Below are 18415 nucleotides of genomic sequence, written 5' to 3'. Positions count from 1 at the left end.
ATGGATTATATGAAATGATTTATAAAAATAATAATTTTTCACTTAAATATAAAAAAATTTTTTTTTTCACGTTTTTTTATATTATATATTTTTATTTTATTAGCTTTAATTAGTTTAATACTAAGAATAATATTTTTGCAAATTATTAATCCTGAACCACTGATATATCAAGGAGATCGACAAACATTAAAAATTCAAAAATTATTAAATATAAGAGGTATGATCAATGACAGATTAGGATCACCATTAGCAATTACTGTAATTGTACATTCTATTGTAGTTAATCCAAATATAGTATTAAAAAATATAAATAATATAAATAATAATCTTTGTTGGAAAGCCTTGTCTAATAAAATATCTATACCTTTAAAAAAAATTATTTTACATATTAATAATCATAAAAAATCAAAATTTATATATTTAACTCACCATATTTCTCCAAAAATAGGTATTTATATAAAAACACTAAAAATACCAGGAATTACTATATTTAAAGAAATAAAAAGATATTATCCTCTTGGAAACATTGCATCTCAATTAGTTGGATTTACTAATATAGACGGACAAGGAATAGAAGGTATAGAAAAAATTTTTAATAAAAGTTTAACAGGAATTCCTGGAATTAGAAAAATAAGACAAAATAAAAAAGGACAAATTATTGAAAATATACCTCTAATTAATCAATCTCAACCACATGCAATTACATTAAGTATCGATAAAAAACTACAAACTCTTATATATAACAAACTAAAAATAGCAGTAAAACATTATCAAGCTGAGTCTGGAACAGCTATATTAACTAAAATAAAAACAGGAGAAATTTTAGCAATTGTTAATAATCCTTCATATAATCCTAATGATATCATATCTTATCCTAATCATTATATTCGTAATAAAGCCATTACAGACCTATTTGAAGCGGGATCTATAATAAAACCTATGGTGATTATGAAAGCATTACAAGAAAATATAATTACAGATAATTCTATTATTAATACACAACCATATTATATAAAAAAACATTTAATAAAAGATATCTCTTATCATAAGAGATTAAATATTACTGAAATAATAAAAAAATCTAGTAACATAGGAGTATCTAAAATTGCATTATCTATACCAATGAAAAAATTAAGTGATATTTATAATCAATTTGGATTAGAAGAAGTAACTAATATTGGTTTAATTGGAGAAAGAAAAAAAAATTTTTTACATAAAAGAAAATGGTCTAATTTCGAAAAAGCAAAATTTTCTTTTGGATATGGATTTATGATTACTCCATTACAATTGGCACAATTGTATACAACTATTGGAAGTTATGGAATTTATCATCCTCTTTCAATTTTAAAAGTTAATACACTCCATATAGGAACTACAATATTTTCTAAAAAAATTACTAAAAAAGTTTTAAATATTATGGAAAATGTTACAAAATATAGCGGAAATGGAGAAAAATCTTCTATTAATGGCTATCGTATTGCTGCAAAAACAGGAACTGCAAAAAAAATAGTTTTCCAAAAAAAACATATTAACCAATATGTTTCTTATACTGCTGGAATTGCACCTGCTAGTAATCCTCAATTTGCACTTATTGTTATAATTGATAATCCTAAAAAAAGAAAATATTATGGAGAAAAAGTTTCTGCTCCAATATTTAGTTCAATTATGCAAAAAATCTTAAAAGATATGAAAATAAAAAAAGATAGTATAAATAAATAATGTTTATATTCTTGCAAAAGAGGTTATTTATGAAACAAAACTTACAAAATTTATTATTACCTTGGATCAAAAATATACCTAATAAAAAAATTTCAAATATAGTTATAGATAGTCGAAAAACTAATATAGGAGACGTATTTATATCTATAAATACGAATAAAACCAATAGAAAAAAATTTATTATAGAAGCAATAAAAAATCAAGTACTTGCTATTTTATATGAAACTAATCATCTAAAAAAACATGGTAAATGGTGGTATCAAAATAATACTTTAGTTATATTTTTTTTCAAATTATCTGAGTATATTTCTGAAATATCTGGACGATTTTATAATCATCCAGGTCAATATTTAGATATTATTGGTGTAACTGGTACTAATGGAAAAACAACAATAATACAATTAATTGCACAATGGAGTGCAATATTAGGACATAAAACTGCAACAATGGGAACATTAGGAAATGGTCTTTATAAAAAATTAAAATATACAAAAAATACTACTTCTTGTCCTATTTATATTCAATCTTTTTTAAATATGGCTGTAAAAAAAAAATAAAATTAGTTGCAATGGAAATTTCTTCACATGGAATTGTTCAAAATAGAATAAAAAATATTCCTTTTACCATTGCTATATTCACTAATTTAACACAAGACCATTTAGATTTTCATAAAAATATGAAAAAATATGAACAATCAAAATGGTCTTTCTTGCATACATATAATATTGATAAAATAATACTGAATACCAATGATAAAATTGGAAAAATATGGTTAAAAAAATTATTTAACCATTATACAATATCTGTCACTATTCAAGATAATAAACAAAAACAATATTCTACTAAATGGATTAATGCAATTTATATAAATATTAATATTAATCAAATTCATGTAAAATTTGAATCTAGTTGGGGAAATGGAGAATTTATTAGTACTTTAATGGGTTATTTTAATGTTATGAACATATTACTTACATTAGCATCTTTTTTAGAATTAGGATATGATTTATCTTTACTTACAAATACTGCTAAAAAACTTCAACCAGTACTTGGTCGTATGCAAACATTTAATATTCCTACAAAACCAATATTTATTGTTGATTATGCTCATACTCCAGATGCATTAAAAAATTCATTAAAAACAATTAAATTATATTATAAAACACATAAAATATGGTGTATATTTGGTTGTGGAGGAGAACGAGACAGAAAAAAAAGACCTTTAATGAGAGAAATTGCAGAAATATTTTGTAATCATATTATTATTACTAATGATAATCCCAGAGGAGAATCAGAAATACAAATCATTAATGATATTTTAAAAGGATGCACAAAAAAAGAAAAAATATTTATTATTAAAAATAGAAAAAAAGCAATATCATTTGCATTTTATCAAGCCAAATCTACTGATATTATTTTTATTGCTGGAAAGGGACACGAAAAAAAACAAATTGTTAGAAATAAATCTATTAATTACTCTGATATTAGAACAGTATTAAATTTATTAGGAAAAATATGATTTCACTATCTTTAAAAAAAATTTCTAGTATTACAGAAGGAATATTACACGGTAGTAATCTTATAATTCATGATATCATGATCAATAGTAAGAAAATTATACCAGGATCTCTTTTTATTGCATTAATAGGAAAAAAATTTGACGCTCATATATTCATAAAAGAAGCTATTAAGAATGGCTGTGTTGCTATTATAACACAAAAAAAAATAAATTATCCTATTTCTTATATTATAGTAAAAAATACTTCGATTGCATTAGGAAAAATTGCTTCTTGGATACGTATTTTCCTTAATACAAAAGTTATAGCTATTACTGGATCTGCTGGAAAAACATCTGTAAAAGATATGACAACTTCTATTCTTCAAACAAATAAAAAAATAATATCTACTATTGATAATAATAATAGTAATAATATTAATGTTCCAATAACATTATTACAATTAAAGAAAGAACATAAATATGCCATCATTGAGTTAGGTGCTAATACACCTGGAGAAATTTTATATACATCTCATATTAGTAAGCCTAATGTTATACTTATTAATAATATTTATCATGCACATTTAGAAGGTTTTAAATCCTTGTTAGGAGTATCTAAAGCAAAAGAAGAAATTTTTTATGGTTTACAAAAAAATGGAATTGTTATTTTAAATTTAGATAGTCATCACTTTTCACGATGGAAAAAAAAAATAAAAAATAAAAAAACTATTTTTTTTTCTATTAAAAAAAAAAAAATAGTCATTTTTTTGCTAGTAATATTAATATTAATATTCATAACACTTCTTTTATTCTACATACACCAAATGGAAAAATAAAAATATTATTACCTTTCTTAGGATATCACAACATCTCTAATGCCTTAGCTTCTAGCGCAATTGCATTTTCTTTAAATATTCCTTTAGTAATTATTAAAAAAGGTTTATCCAATGCTTCTATTAAATCGGGAAGATTAGAACTAATACAACTTTCTTCACAAAAAATATTAATTAATGATACTTATAATTCTAATGTTGCATCTATGATTGCAGCAATAAAAGTTTTAGAAAAAATGCCAGGATATAAGATATTAATTACTGGTGATATGTCTGAATTAGGAAAAAACAGTCAGTTATACCATAAAGTAATAGGAAATACTCTTAGAATAACAGAAATTAATAAAGTATTAAGTATTGGAAAATTTAGCGTTGAAATTAGTAAATATTCTCAAAATGGTGAACACTATACTCATCTTCTGGAACTGAAAAAAAGATTAAAAAAAATTATTCTTAATCAAATACCTATGACTATTTTAGTGAAAGGATCACGTAATATAAGAATGGAAAAAATTGTTGAATATATTATTCAAGAGGATAAAAAAAATGATCTTTTGGTTCAATAAATTTTCATATTTTTATCATTTTAATATGAATGTTCCTTCTACTATTGTAATACGAAGTATCCTTAGTTTATTTATATCTTTTTTTATTACTTTATTCTGTACTTTACAACTTATTAAATATTTTCAAAAATCAAAAATATTTCAAATTATTAGAAAAAATATACTTAAAAAAGATAAAATTAAAAAAAATACACCAACTATGGGTGGTATAGCTATTATAATTTCAATTTTTTTATCTTCTATACTATTCTGTGATTTATCAAATATTTATATTTGGTACATTATTGCTATTTTATTAGGATATGGATTAGTTGGTTTAATAGATGATTACCTCAAAATTAAATATAAAAATACTCAGGGATTAACTATTAAATGGAAATATTTTTTGTTATCCTTCATTGCTTTAATTGTTGTATATTTCATGTATTTACAAGGAAAAAATACTATTTCTACACAATTAATTATTCCTTTTTATAAAAATTTTTCTCTTCAAATAGATTATATATACATTATTATATCTTATTTTGTTATTGTTGGAACAAGTAATGCAGTAAATTTCACAGATGGTTTAGATGGTCTTGCAATTATTCCAATAATTTTTTTAACAAGTGGTTTTATAATAATTTCTTTATGTTCTGAAAACTTATACTATCTTCAATATATTAATGTTCCTTATTTAAAAAATACTAGTGAATTAACTGTATTCTGCGCCTCTATTATTGGATCAGGATTAGGGTTTTTATGGTTTAATGCATATCCTGCTCAAATATTTATGGGTGACATTGGATCATTATCATTAGGAGGAATACTAGGTATTATTGCAGTCTTATTAAGACAAGAAATATTATTAATAATTATGGGTGGTATATTTGTAGTTGAAACTATATCTGTCATACTACAAATATTTATATTTCAGATAACAAAAAAAAGACTATTTAAAATGGCACCCATCCATCATCATTATGAAATAAAAAAATATTCTGAACCAAAAATTGTTATTCGATTTTGGATTATTTCACTATTATTAGTCTTAATAGGAATTTCTTTATTAAAGGTATATTAATGTCTACCAACTATTGTGAAAAAAAAATATTAATTTTAGGAATGGGTATTACTGGAATATCATGTATGAATTTTTTTTTAAAAAAAGGAATTATCCCAAAAATGCTTGACGAATCTTTATCACCTAAATATTTATATAAAATTCCTTCAGCAATCAAATACCAATTAGGAGAGTTTAAAAAAAAATGGATTTTAGAGTCAGATTTGATTATTATTAGCCCTGGTATTTCTCCTTTTAAATCTATATTAATCCAAGCACGTTTGCTAGGTATTAAAATTGTTAGTGATATTGAACTCTTTGCGCTTGAAGCAAAACATCCTATTATTTCTATTACTGGTACTAATGGAAAAAGTACTGTTTCTACAATAATTCAAAAAATTGCAAAAAATATAGGATATCATGCTGTTTTAGGAGGTAATATTGGTTTTCCAGTATTAAATATGCTAGAAAATAAAGAAGCAAATTTATATATTATAGAGTTATCAAGTTTTCAATTAGATATGACCTTTAATTTAAAATCTAAAATATCAGTAATTTTAAATATTACTGAAGATCATATAAATCGATATCCTTATGGTTTTGAACAATATAAAAAAAGTAAACTATCTATTTATAATAAATCAGAAATATGTATATTTAATTCAGAAGATAAATTAAATATTCCCTTAAATATAAATAAAAAAAACTGGATTAGCTTTGGAACAAACAAAAAACATTATAATATTTTTTATAAAAAAAAAACTTTTTTATGTTATCAAGATGAAATAATAATTGATACTGATCAACTATCCATACATGGTTATCACAATTATTTGAATATTTTAGCATGTTTAGCCATTTCAGATGCAATGAAATTTCCAAGAAAATCTATTATAAAAGAAATTATTTCTTTTAAAGGATTACCACATCGTCTTCAGTTAATTCATAATAATAATGGAATAAAATGGATTAATGACTCAAAATCAACCAATGTTCATAGTACTATTTCTGCAATTAACAGCATCCATACTCCAGGTGTAATATGGTTATTATTGGGTGGTGATAGTAAATCTTCTAATTTTAATATATTGAAAAAATATCTTATAGAACAATCAGTTAAAATTTATTGTTTTGGAAAAGATGGTTTTATTCTTTCACAATTATATAAAAAAAAATCTACTTATGTTAAAACATTACAAAAAAGTCTTTTTTTAATATCAAAACTTGTAAAACCAGGCGATATTGTATTATTATCACCCGGTTGTAGTAGCTTAGATCAATTTATTAATTTTGAAGAAAGAGGTGATATTTTTACAAAATTAGCCAAGGAAATAGGCTAATGTCAGATCAAAATAAAACGCTTAAATGTACTACAAAAAAAAAATACTATTCTTCATATTTACTATATGATCGTATATTAGTCTGGTTAACTATAGGACTATTAGCAATAGGTTTTATCATGGTTACTTCATCATCTCTTTCCATAGGACAGAAATTATTTAACGATAAATTATTTTTTATAAAAAGAGAAATATTTTATTTACTTATTATTTTTATTTTATCTCTTATATTTTTACGGATACCTATACTATTTTGGGAAAAAAATAGTAATATTATGATAATAATTTCAATTATTTTATTATCTATTGTATTGCTAATTGGAGAATTAATAAATGGATCATCAAGATGGATAAAAATAGGACATTTTCATATACAACCTGCTGAATTATGTAAAATATTTTCATTTTTCTATATATCTGCTTACTTATCAAAAAAAATCAATAAAATACAAAATAATTTTTTAACATTGCTAAAACCTATTACTATTATGGTAGTACAATCTATATTATTATTATTTCAACCTGATTTAGGTACAGTCATTATCTTATGCAGTACTACTTTATCTATTTTATTTTTATCGGGAATCAAAATATCTCATATATTAATCATGATCAGTACTTTTATTTTAATAGTTATGATATTAATTATAATTGAACCGTATCGAATTAATCGAATATTATCATTTTGGCATCCATGGAATAATCCTTTAGGTAATGGATATCAATTAATACAATCACTAATATCTTTTGGTAGAGGACAACTTTTGGGAGAAGGTTTAGGTAATTCAATACAAAAACTAGATTATTTACCAGAAGCACATAGTGATTTTATATTTTCTATTATAGCTGAAGAATTAGGATGTTTAGGGTCATTATGTATCTTATTAATGATTTTCAGTGTATCTTTACGAGCAATGTTAATAGGTAAAAAATCATTAGAAATAAAAAATAATTTTTCTGGATTTTTAGCTTGTTCTATTGGTATTTGGTTCAGCATACAAACATTTATTAATATTGGTTCTGTAACTGGTCTCTTACCAACTAAAGGCTTAACTTTACCATTTATAAGTTATGGAGGATCAAGTTTAATTGTAACTTTAATAGCAATTTTTCTTTTAATAAGAATCGATTTTGAAAATAAATTAGATATAAAAAAATTTTTTCAAAAAAAAATAATTATTAATAAAAAAATAATCATTCTAGCTGGTGGTAGTGGAGGACATATATTTCCAGGACTTGCTATAGCAAAAAAATTAATTAAACAGGGGTGGAAAGTAAAATGGATAGGTACAGAAAATCATATAGAAGCACAATTAATACCTCAAAATAATATTAAAATTCATTTTATTAAAATTTATGGATTAAGAAATGCTAATTTTTTAAAATTAATTATGTCACCAATGTACATATTATATTCATGTTATAAAATTAAAAAAATTATTAGATATTGGTCTCCAAATATTATTTTAGGAATGGGTGGATATGTATCTGGTCCTGGTGGTTTAGCTGCTTGGCTATCTGGTATTCCTTTAATTATACATGAACAAAATACAGTAGCAGGATTAACAAATCAATTTTTATCAAAAATATCTACAAAAAACACACAAGCTTTTTCTGGCACATTAATAAATGGAGAAATTGTAGGAAATCCAGTACGAGAAAGTATCATAAATATTCCTTTACCTAAATACCGTTTTAAATACAGAACAGGTCCTTTAAGACTATTGATTACAGGTGGAAGTCAAGGTTCTCATATTTTAAATAACATTTTACCTAAAATATCCATATTATTAAAAAATAAATTTATTATTTGGCATCAAATAGGTAATAATCCAATAGAATCTATTCAACAAAAATACGATAAAAATAGTTTATATAAACATAAAATTACTAATTTTATAAAAAATATAGATTCTGCATATTCCTGGGCAGATTTAATTATATGTCGTTCTGGAGCATTAACTGTAAGTGAAATTTCTATCATAGGATTAGCAGCCATCTTTATTCCTTATCCACATAAAGATCAACATCAGTATTTAAATGCACTAGAACTAAAAAATATTGGTGCTGCTATAATTATTAATGAAGAACAATTTAATATAAATATCATCATTAATATTCTCCGTTCTTTAGATAGAAAAAAACTTTTTTATATGGCAGAAAAAGCAAGATTACTTGGGATTCGAAACTCTACTTCTAAAATAACTAATATTATCGAGAATATAAATAACAATATTCTTTATTAAATAATATCAATATTAAAATATTCAATATAAAAATGAAAAAAAAAATTAAAAATATTCATCTTATTGGAATTGGTGGCTCAGGAATGAACGGAGTAGCAGTTATTTTACTGCAATTAGGATATAAAATTAGCGGTTCTGATATATTAAATAGTATAATTATACAAAATCTAATCCAAAAAGGAGCAAAAATATATTTTAATCATTCTGAAAATAATGTTAAAAATGCTGATTTAATTATTATATCTTCTGCTATCTCTTATAATAATCCAGAAATTATTTCCGCTCAAAAAAAAAATATTCCTATTTTTCATAGAGCAGAAATTATTCAAAAATTAATGAAATATAAATTTGGAATAGCAATTTCTGGAACTCATGGAAAAACTACTACCACTTCTATGATTGTTGATATTTATATTAATAGCGGAAAAGATCCCACTTTTATTAATGGAGGTTTAATAAAATCTATTAATGCTTACGCACAATTAGGATTATCTAATGATTTTATTGTAGAAGCCGATGAAAGTGATGCATCTTTTTTATTTTTAAAACCTAATATTATTATTATTACTAATATTGAATCCGATCATATAGATTATTACAATGGTAGTTTTTGTAAATTAAAAGAAACTTTTTTTCAATTTATAAATAATCTTTCAAAAGATAGTATTATAATAATTTGTATTGATAATATAATATTAAAAAATTTTTTGCCAAAAATTCAATGTAATATTATTACATATGGATTCAATAAAAATGCAAATATACGTATAGTTCAATATAAGCAATATAATTTTATTAGCCAGTTTATTATAATAAGAAAAAATAAATTACCTCTTAGTATTAAATTAAATATGCCAGGAAAACATAATGCACTAAATGCAACTGCTGCAGTTGCTTTAGCTATACATAAAGGAATAAAGAAAAAATATATTATACAATCATTAAAAAATTTTAAAGGTACTCATAGACGATTTGAATTTGTTGGAACATTTCATACTAACAAAACTATTACAATGAAAAATAAAAAAAACATATTAATAGATGATTATGGACACCATCCTACAGAAATATATGAAACTATTAAAACAATAAGAAATAGTTGGCCAAATAAAAGATTAATTATGATTTTTCAACCTCATAGATATACAAGAACACATTATTTATATAATGATTTTATTAAAGTACTTTCTCAGGTTGATGATCTTATTATATTGGATGTTTATTCTGCTAATGAACCTATTATAGTTGGTGCAGATAGTAATTCATTATGTCTAGATATTAATAAATTAAATAAAATTCACGCCACTTTATTATCCGATCCTAAAATGATATTAAATGTTTTAAATAATAAACTATGTGGTAATAATATTGTATTAGTACAAGGAGCAGGAAACATAGATAAAATAGTAAAGTATTTATTTCCTACAAAAGTGATAATATGAAAAATAAAATAGCAATATTATTTGGAAGAAATTTCTTCAGAAAGAATAATTTCACTTTTATCCGGAAATGCTATACTAAATAGTTTAATAAGATCTGGATATAATACACATCTAATTGATATTCGTGATTTTCCAATTATTCAATTAAAAAACAAAATTTTAATATTGCATATATTACTTTACATAGAACAGGTAATGAAGATGGAAGTATTTAAGGTTGTCTTGAATATCTATATATTCCTTATACTAGAAGTAATTTGACAGATTAATCTATTGCCATAGATAAATTAAAAAGTAAAATACTATAGAAATTTTATTCTTTACCAATAGGACCTTATATGTTTAAAAAAATATTTTTCATAAAAAATTATACTTATTCATTATAAAAAATATTAAAATTAGGATGACCTGTATTTATTAAATAAAACCGCCAAGATTCTAGTATTGGAAGAACTTTAGTGAATAAAAAAATATTATTAATGCTTTAAATACTATATTTTTTATGATGATATTGTTCTGATGAAAAAATAAAGTACAAAAAATAGAAAAAAGAATGGGAATACAATTAGATGTACAGGATGTAAAAGAATAGATATGATTATGAATAAAAATAAAAAATTCTGGTTATTAGAAATTTATACTATTCCTGAAATAACTGATCAAAATTTAGTACTGATAGCAGTAAAAAAAACAGGAATAAAATTTTATAATTTAGTATTAAAAATCCTTCATATGAATAAATTACATATAACATTATAATTATTAAATTACAGAATATATAAAAATTTTAATCTTAATTTTATTATATAAATATATATTTTCTATTTTAATAATGTGTAAAATTAATACGATACAATGATAAAAATAGTTTTTACTATATGAGGTATAATGAATAAAACATGCTATAGGTTAATAGACAATGATAAAATCAATAGATAGAAAATTGGTAGTCGGAATAGAGATTGGTACTACTAAAGTTATTACTTTAGTAGGAGAAATTGAAATAGATAATAAAATTAAAATTATTGGAATAGGAAAATGTTTATCTAAAGGAATGGATAAAGGAAGAATAAACAATTTAGATACTATAATACAATGTATTAAAAAATCTATTCATCAAGCTGAAATTATGGCTGATTGCCAAATCACTTCTGTATACTTGTCTTTATCTAATCAACATATTCATTGTCAAAATGAAATAGGTTTAGTTCCTATTTCGGAAGACGAAGTGACAAAAGAAGATATAGAAAATGTAATACATATTGCAAAAACAGTACAAATATTTCATAAACATCATATCTTGCATGTTATTCCAAAAGAATACTATATTGATCAGCAATCTGGAATAAAAAATCCTCTTGGATTATCTGGAATTCGTATGAAAGTAAAAGTGCATTTAATTACTTGTCATTATAATATTTCAAAAGATCTTATTAAAGCTGTTGAAAAATGTAATCTAAAAGTCAATCAACTAATATTTTCTGGTTTAGCATCAAGCAAAGCGGTATTAACTACAGATGAAAAAAAATCAGGTGTATGTATGATTGATATAGGCGGAGGAACTATAGATTTTATAATTTATATAAATAATTGTATAGAAGATAGTCAAGTAATTCCATATGCCGGAAATATTGTTACTAGTGATATTGCATATGCTTTTAATACTTCTTATGATCATGCAGAAATATTAAAAATTCAATATGGTGCTGCTCAGCAATCATCTTCTCCTCAATCACAAAATATTGATTTTATTAATATTGATGGAAGTATTAATAAAATAATTAAACAAGATGAATTAATTGAAGTGATTGAATCAAGATATATTGAATTATTATCTTTAGTCAATAATCGAATCTTACATATACAAAAAAAACTTCACCGTAAAGGATTAAAATATCAAATAGCAGCAGGTATTGTACTTACAGGAGGTGCATCTAAAATTAAACGATTACAAAAATGTGCAGAAAAAATATTTGAAAAAAAAATACGAATCTCTAATCCTTTAAATCTTCCGAAATTAATAGAACCAATTAATGATCCAAATTATTCCACAGTGGCTGGTCTATTACAATTTGGAAAAGAATTAAATACAAATATTAAAAAACACAATAAAGAAAATTCTTTTATAAAAAAATGGTTTGAACAAATTAATAATTGGTTTAAAAAAGAATTTTAAAAATACATAATAGTTACTTTTCTTTATAACAAAGATAAAATGGAAATAAATTATGTTTGAACCTGTAGAATTAAGTCAAAATGCAATAATTAAAGTTGTTGGTGTTGGAGGAGGTGGAGGCAATGCAGTAGAACATATGGTACGAGAATGCATTGAAGGTGTTGAATTTTTTTCCATTAATACTGATGCACAAGCTTTGAGAAAACTAGAAGTTGAACAAACAATACAAATTGGAAATAATATTACAAAAGGATTAGGTGCTGGAGCAAACCCAGAAATAGGTCGAACTTCTGCAGAAGAGGATAAAGAGATTTTAAAATCTGCACTTAATGGATCAGATATGGTATTTATAGCAGCTGGTATGGGTGGTGGTACTGGTACTGGAGCTGCTCCTGTTGTAGCTGAAATTGCAAAAGAATTAGGAATTTTAACAGTTGCAGTAGTGACAAAACCTTTTCATTTTGAAGGTAAAAAAAGAATGATTATTGCAGATCAAGGCGTGATTGAACTCTCTAAATACGTTGATTCTTTAATTACTATCCCTAATGATAAATTAATTAAAGTATTAAATAGAGGAATTTCTTTACTCGACGCTTTTACTGCTGCTAATAATGTTTTAAAAGGTGCTGTTCAAGGTATTGCTGAATTAATTACTCGTCCTGGTTTAATGAATGTTGATTTTGCAGATGTTCGAACTGTAATGGCAGAAATGGGATATGCAATGATGGGAACAGGTATTTCTTCTGGAGAAAATCGTGCAGAAGAAGCTGCTGAGATAGCAATATCTAGTCCTTTATTAGAAGATATTGATTTATCTGGTGCTAGAGGTGTTTTAGTTAATATTACTGCTGGTTTTGATTTAAAATTAGATGAATTTGAAACTGTTGGAAATACTATTCGATCATTTTCATCAGATAATGCTACAGTTGTTATTGGAACTTCATTAGATCCTGATATGAACGACACATTACGTGTTACAGTAGTAGCTACTGGAATTGGGATGGAAAAATATATCGAAACTAATCATCCAATAAAAAATAAATTTTCCAGAGACACATTAACAGATTATCGACATCAAAATTTTAAAATAACTTCAAAATTCTTAGATAAAAGAAATACTAAACCAGAATTAAAAACATCAGAAAACAGAAAAATCAAAAAACAAGAATATTTAGATATTCCAACTTTCTTACGGAAAAAATAATCTTAAAAACAATAATCTTATATTCTTAAATAATATAACTAATACTGTAAATAGAACACTATTTATCTCTTATCAATATTCAATTTATTATAAAATTTTTTACAGCTTGCGCCAATAAAAAAATCTCTATCGGCGCACGCATGATGACATTTATAATAATATATTAAAATAAAAAATAAATATTTATTTTGAGTATGTAAATAATTTATTTATATTAAAATATAATAATAATATTTATATAAAATATTACTATATGTTTAGTAAAAAAAAATAAACAAATAATTTTTACTAAAAAATATTTTGAGAAAAAAATGAAAAATATACCTATAAATTGTCTTAATTTTACTGATACGGCTATTAAAAAAATACAAGAACTAATTAAAAATAAAAAAAATAAAGATTATAAATTAAGAGTTTATATCAGTGGAGGTGGATGCAGTGGTTTTAAATATCAATTTATTTTTGATAAAAATATTAATCAAGACGATTTAATTATTAATCAATTAGATATATCTATAATTATAGATCCTATTAGTCTGCAGTATTTATATGGCGGAAAAGTAGACTACTTAGAAAATTTAGAAGGATCAAAATTTATAGTATCTAATCCAAACGCTAAAAATACATGTGGATGTGGTTCATCATTTAGTATTTAAATATGAAAATAAAAATTGGCATTATAGGCGCAATACAAGAAGAAATAAAAAAATTTAAAAATCTAATCCAATACTATAAAAAAGACATAGTAGGTTATACAAAAATATATATTGGAGAATTTAAAAATTTTGAAATCATACTAATACAATCAGGAATCGGAAAAGTTTCTGCCAGTGTAGCAACTACAATTTTAATAAACTTATATAAACCAAAATATATTATTAATATTGGATCCGCAGGAAGTTTAGATTCAATGCTAAAAATTGGAGATATAATTATTCCAACTCAAATATGTTATCATGATGTTGATTTAGTTAATTTTGGATATTCTTTTGGTCAAATTCCAGGATTTCCTGCTCAATTTCATAATAATACAATATTATGTAATTTACTAAAAGACACTGCTATAAAATATAAATTTAATTTTTTTTGTGGACTTTTAATTAGTGGTGATTCTTTTATTAGAAAAGATAATTTTATTAAAACATTACATTCAAAATTTTCTACCGCAATAGCAGTTGAAATGGAATCTGCTTCTATAGCTCAGGTATGTCATCAATTTAATATGCCTTTTATAATTGTAAAATATATTTCTGATACATCTGATAATACAGCCACTGTACAATTTAAAAAAAATGTTTACACTACATCATTTTCATTATTTCACTTAATTAAAAAAATGTTAGAAAATATGATAGATATAACTATATTAAGTAATTTAAATATATAAATAATATTTAAAAAGATTTTAAAAAATAATTTTTATCTTAATTATTCAAAAAATTTAAAAATCAAATATTTGTATTTAAAAATATATTCAAATTGAATGATATTATTTACATAATTATTGCCTAATGACTATTACAAAATAACATGTTCTCAGAATAAGAAAAGATTATAGAAAATTTTTCTCTATAATCTTTTCTTATTCTGAGAATATGTTATTTTATAATAATAAAAATATCATTTTTTAATTCTTATAATATAGATTTATGATTTATAAGATCTGTTATCGTACCCTGAAATACTTCTGCACATAAACCAATTGATTCGTATAAAGTAGGATGAGCATGAATAGTTAATGCAATATCTTCTGCATCACAACCCATTTCAATAGCTAATCCAATTTCACCAATTAATTCTCCAGCATTTGAACCAACTATAGAACCTCCAATAATTTGATTAGATTGTTTATCAAAAATTAATTTCGTCATACCTGTACTACAATTAGATGCTAATGCTCTTCCAGAAGCATTCCAGGGAAAAATAGAAATTTCATAATCAATATTTCTCTTTTTAGCTTCAATTTCATTTAAACCTACCCAAGCAATTTCTGGTTCAGTATATGCTATTGAAGGTATTACTTTAGGTTCAAAATAATGTTTTTTTCCAGAAATGATTTCTGCAGCAATATGACCTTGATGAATTCCTTTATGTGCTAACATAGGAAATCCTATAACATCACCAATTGCATAAATATTAGAAATATTTGTTTTAAGTTGATTATTTACCTCAATAAAACCGAAATTATTTAATCTTATTCCTATTTTTTCAATTCCTAAAAAATCAATATTTGGTATACGTCCAATAGCTATTAATAATCCATCATAAGAACGTTCATCTATTTCAACATTCTCTTTAAATATTTTAATTAAAATATCTTTTTTTGTAATATTAGCTATTTCTATATGAGTATTTAACATTAAATTAAATTTTTTGTTAATTGCTTTAATATATGTATCTGCAATATCTTTATCAATCCATGGAAAAAACTGTCCAAATCGATCAACAATATCTACTTTTGAACCAAGAGCGCTATATATTGTTGCCATTTCTAAACCAATAACACCTCCACCAATAATTAAAAAACGACTAGGTATACTTTTTAATAATAAAGCATCAGTAGAATCCCAAATTCTATCATCAGTATCAGATACAGAAGATATTTTTCTAGCACGTGAACCAGTGGCAATAATTGCATATTGAAAAGAAATAATAAAATTATTTTCTAAACTATTAATTATAATAGTATTATTAGTAACAAATTCAGCTTTACCTTGAATTATTCTAATTTTTCTTTTTTCACGCATAATAGATAAACCATAAGTCAACTTATTTATTATACTATTTTTCCAATTTCTAATTTTTTCAATATTAATCAGAGGATTATTAAAATCTACTCCAATATCAGATAAATCTTTTGCTTCTTTTATTACTTTTGCTATATGTAATAATGACTTTGAAGGAATACAACCAACATTTAAACATACACCTCCTAATTTATCATAACGTTCTATTAGAACAGTATCAAGACCTAAATCTGCACAGCGAAAAGCAGCAGAATAACCAGCAGGACCAGCTCCAATAATAACCACTTGAGCATGAATGTCTTTATTCATTAATACCTCGTATATAATAAATATTAGTAAATATTTTGTACTTACTTGTAGTATTTTAAATTACATAAATAAAAAATGAATATCAGAAAGTACTTTGTTTATATGCAATAAAAAACGCGCTGCTTGAGCTCCATTAATAACACGGTGATCATATGACAAAGATAAAGGCAGAAGCATAGACGGAATAAATTCTTTATTATTCCATACTGGTTTAATTACAGATTTTGACACACCTAAAATAGCTACTTCAGGTGCATTAATAATAGGAGAAAAATAAGTACCACCAATTCCTCCTAAATTAGAAATAGTCATACTACCATGAGTTATATCTGATTTTTCTAATTTTTTTTGACGTGCTTTTTGTAATATTAATGCTAATTCAGAAGATATTTGAATAATATTTTTATGATTAATATCTTTTAAAACAGGAACAACTAAGTCATTTTCTACATCTACAGCAATTCCAATATTAATATTTTTATTTAAAATTATTTTTTTTTTATCAAGAGATAAAGAACTATTAAAAATTGGAAATTTTTCTAAAGCATGAGCTAATACTTTAATTATAAAAATTAATATAGTAATATTATTTTTCTCGTCTTGTTTTTCTCTATTATATTTTTGACGAAATTTTTCTAATGTAGTAATATTAACTTCATCAAAGTGTGTTACATGAGGTATATTAACCCAATTCTGATGTAAATTATAACCAATAGATATTTGATTCTGGCTAAGTACAATGTTATCTATAGATAATTGATCAATATTTTTAGAAAAATCTTCTTTGTGCTCTTTAAATATATTTTTTTCAACAGATTTCACATTATTTTTAATATATAATTCAATATCTTTTTTTAAAATACGATTTTTTCGACCTGTAGGAATGATATTGCTTAATTCGATATTTAATTTTCGCGCCAATCGTCTTATAATCGGAGTAGCATGAACTAAATCCGTATTTTGATTATATTTTTCTTTTGAATAATAATCCTTAGAAAAATCTTTATTTTTTTTTTCTGATATATTAGTATCAGGTTTTTTTAATAAAAAATCATCTTTTTTTAAAGTCATAATTGTAGAATTAGTTTGAACTTTATCACCAATTTTAATGTAAATATTTTTAACAATACCACATACAGATGATGGAATCTCTATAGAAGATTTATCACCTTCTACAGTAATTATACCTTGTTCTATCTCAACTTTATCACCTATTTGCACTAATATTTCTGTTATTTCAACTTCATCTAAACCAATATCAGGTATATTTATATCAATATCCACTTATAATTA

At 23.6% G+C, this 18415-nt stretch carries 15 protein-coding genes and 1 pseudogene; 14 read left to right on the top strand and 2 right to left on the bottom strand.

What is annotated here, in order from left to right:
• Positions 1–21 precede the first annotated feature (21 nt).
• From ACOI1G_RS02090 to ACOI1G_RS02025, 14 genes and pseudogenes are all read left to right on the top strand, one after another.
• The gene (locus ACOI1G_RS02090; protein WP_422667595.1) at positions 22–1719 is read left to right on the top strand and encodes a penicillin-binding transpeptidase domain-containing protein; all 1698 of its coding nucleotides are present in this window, start codon (positions 22–24) and stop codon (positions 1717–1719) included.
• Positions 1719–3238: pseudogene (murE, locus tag ACOI1G_RS02085) on the top strand (UDP-N-acetylmuramoyl-L-alanyl-D-glutamate--2,6-diaminopimelate ligase). Before ACOI1G_RS02090 ends, murE begins: the two are co-directional and overlap by 1 nt.
• Positions 3235–4053 (top strand): Mur ligase family protein, encoded by an 819-nt coding sequence (locus ACOI1G_RS02080; RefSeq protein ID WP_422667159.1) that lies wholly within the window; start codon positions 3235–3237, stop codon positions 4051–4053. The pseudogene murE and the gene ACOI1G_RS02080 overlap by 4 nt, the downstream one beginning before the upstream one ends.
• On the top strand, positions 3996–4616 hold the full coding sequence (locus ACOI1G_RS02075; protein WP_422667594.1) for a glutamate ligase domain-containing protein: 621 nt from the start codon (positions 3996–3998) through the stop codon (positions 4614–4616). Before ACOI1G_RS02080 ends, ACOI1G_RS02075 begins: the two co-directional genes overlap by 58 nt.
• Complete coding sequence (gene mraY, locus ACOI1G_RS02070) at positions 4597–5679, top strand: phospho-N-acetylmuramoyl-pentapeptide-transferase (protein WP_422667158.1); 1083 nt, start codon at positions 4597–4599, stop codon at positions 5677–5679. Before ACOI1G_RS02075 ends, mraY begins: the two co-directional genes overlap by 20 nt.
• Positions 5679–6998 (top strand): UDP-N-acetylmuramoyl-L-alanine--D-glutamate ligase, encoded by a 1320-nt coding sequence (murD, locus tag ACOI1G_RS02065; RefSeq protein WP_422667157.1) that lies wholly within the window; start codon positions 5679–5681, stop codon positions 6996–6998. The genes mraY and murD overlap by 1 nt, the downstream gene beginning before the upstream one ends.
• A complete protein-coding gene (gene ftsW / locus ACOI1G_RS02060; protein WP_422667156.1) occupies positions 6998–9244 on the top strand; it encodes a cell division protein FtsW in 2247 nt (748 codons plus the stop codon). The genes murD and ftsW overlap by 1 nt, the downstream gene beginning before the upstream one ends.
• A gap of 32 nt (positions 9245–9276) precedes the next feature.
• On the top strand, positions 9277–10686 hold the full coding sequence (murC, locus tag ACOI1G_RS02055) for a UDP-N-acetylmuramate--L-alanine ligase (protein ID WP_422667155.1): 1410 nt from the start codon (positions 9277–9279) through the stop codon (positions 10684–10686).
• A 21-nt stretch (positions 10687–10707) separates the two neighbouring features.
• Positions 10708–10947 carry a hypothetical protein gene (locus ACOI1G_RS02050; RefSeq protein ID WP_422667154.1) on the top strand — a complete coding sequence of 80 codons (240 nt, stop codon included), beginning with the start codon at positions 10708–10710 and terminating at the stop codon, positions 10945–10947.
• A 303-nt stretch (positions 10948–11250) separates the two neighbouring features.
• A complete protein-coding gene (locus ACOI1G_RS02045) occupies positions 11251–11445 on the top strand; it encodes a hypothetical protein (protein WP_422667593.1) in 195 nt (64 codons plus the stop codon).
• Positions 11446–11605: 160 nt separating this feature from the next.
• The gene (ftsA, locus tag ACOI1G_RS02040) at positions 11606–12862 is read left to right on the top strand and encodes a cell division protein FtsA (protein ID WP_422667153.1); all 1257 of its coding nucleotides are present in this window, start codon (positions 11606–11608) and stop codon (positions 12860–12862) included.
• 52 nt (positions 12863–12914) lie between these two features.
• The gene (gene ftsZ, locus ACOI1G_RS02035) at positions 12915–14066 is read left to right on the top strand and encodes a cell division protein FtsZ (protein ID WP_422667152.1); all 1152 of its coding nucleotides are present in this window, start codon (positions 12915–12917) and stop codon (positions 14064–14066) included.
• 311 nt (positions 14067–14377) lie between these two features.
• A complete protein-coding gene (gene erpA, locus ACOI1G_RS02030) occupies positions 14378–14722 on the top strand; it encodes an iron-sulfur cluster insertion protein ErpA (RefSeq protein ID WP_422667151.1) in 345 nt (114 codons plus the stop codon).
• An 8-nt stretch (positions 14723–14730) separates the two neighbouring features.
• Positions 14731–15453, top strand: a complete 723-nt coding sequence (locus tag ACOI1G_RS02025; protein WP_422667592.1) for a 5'-methylthioadenosine/adenosylhomocysteine nucleosidase — start codon at positions 14731–14733, stop codon at positions 15451–15453.
• 247 nt (positions 15454–15700) lie between these two features.
• On the opposite strand, the gene lpdA is transcribed toward ACOI1G_RS02025, so the two are convergent.
• Positions 15701–17122 carry a dihydrolipoyl dehydrogenase gene (gene lpdA, locus ACOI1G_RS02020; protein ID WP_422667150.1) on the bottom strand — a complete coding sequence of 474 codons (1422 nt, stop codon included), beginning with the start codon at positions 17120–17122 and terminating at the stop codon, positions 15701–15703.
• A 60-nt stretch (positions 17123–17182) separates the two neighbouring features.
• On the bottom strand, positions 17183–18406 hold the full coding sequence (locus ACOI1G_RS02015) for a 2-oxo acid dehydrogenase subunit E2 (RefSeq protein WP_422667149.1): 1224 nt from the start codon (positions 18404–18406) through the stop codon (positions 17183–17185).
• Positions 18407–18415 lie beyond the last annotated feature (9 nt).

The organism is Buchnera aphidicola (Pterocomma populeum) (genome assembly GCF_049314985.1).
Lineage (GTDB): Bacteria > Pseudomonadota > Gammaproteobacteria > Enterobacterales > Enterobacteriaceae > Buchnera > Buchnera aphidicola_BQ.
The sequence above is the reverse complement of the archived record's forward strand: the minus strand, read 5'-3'. Positions and strand labels throughout refer to the sequence as shown.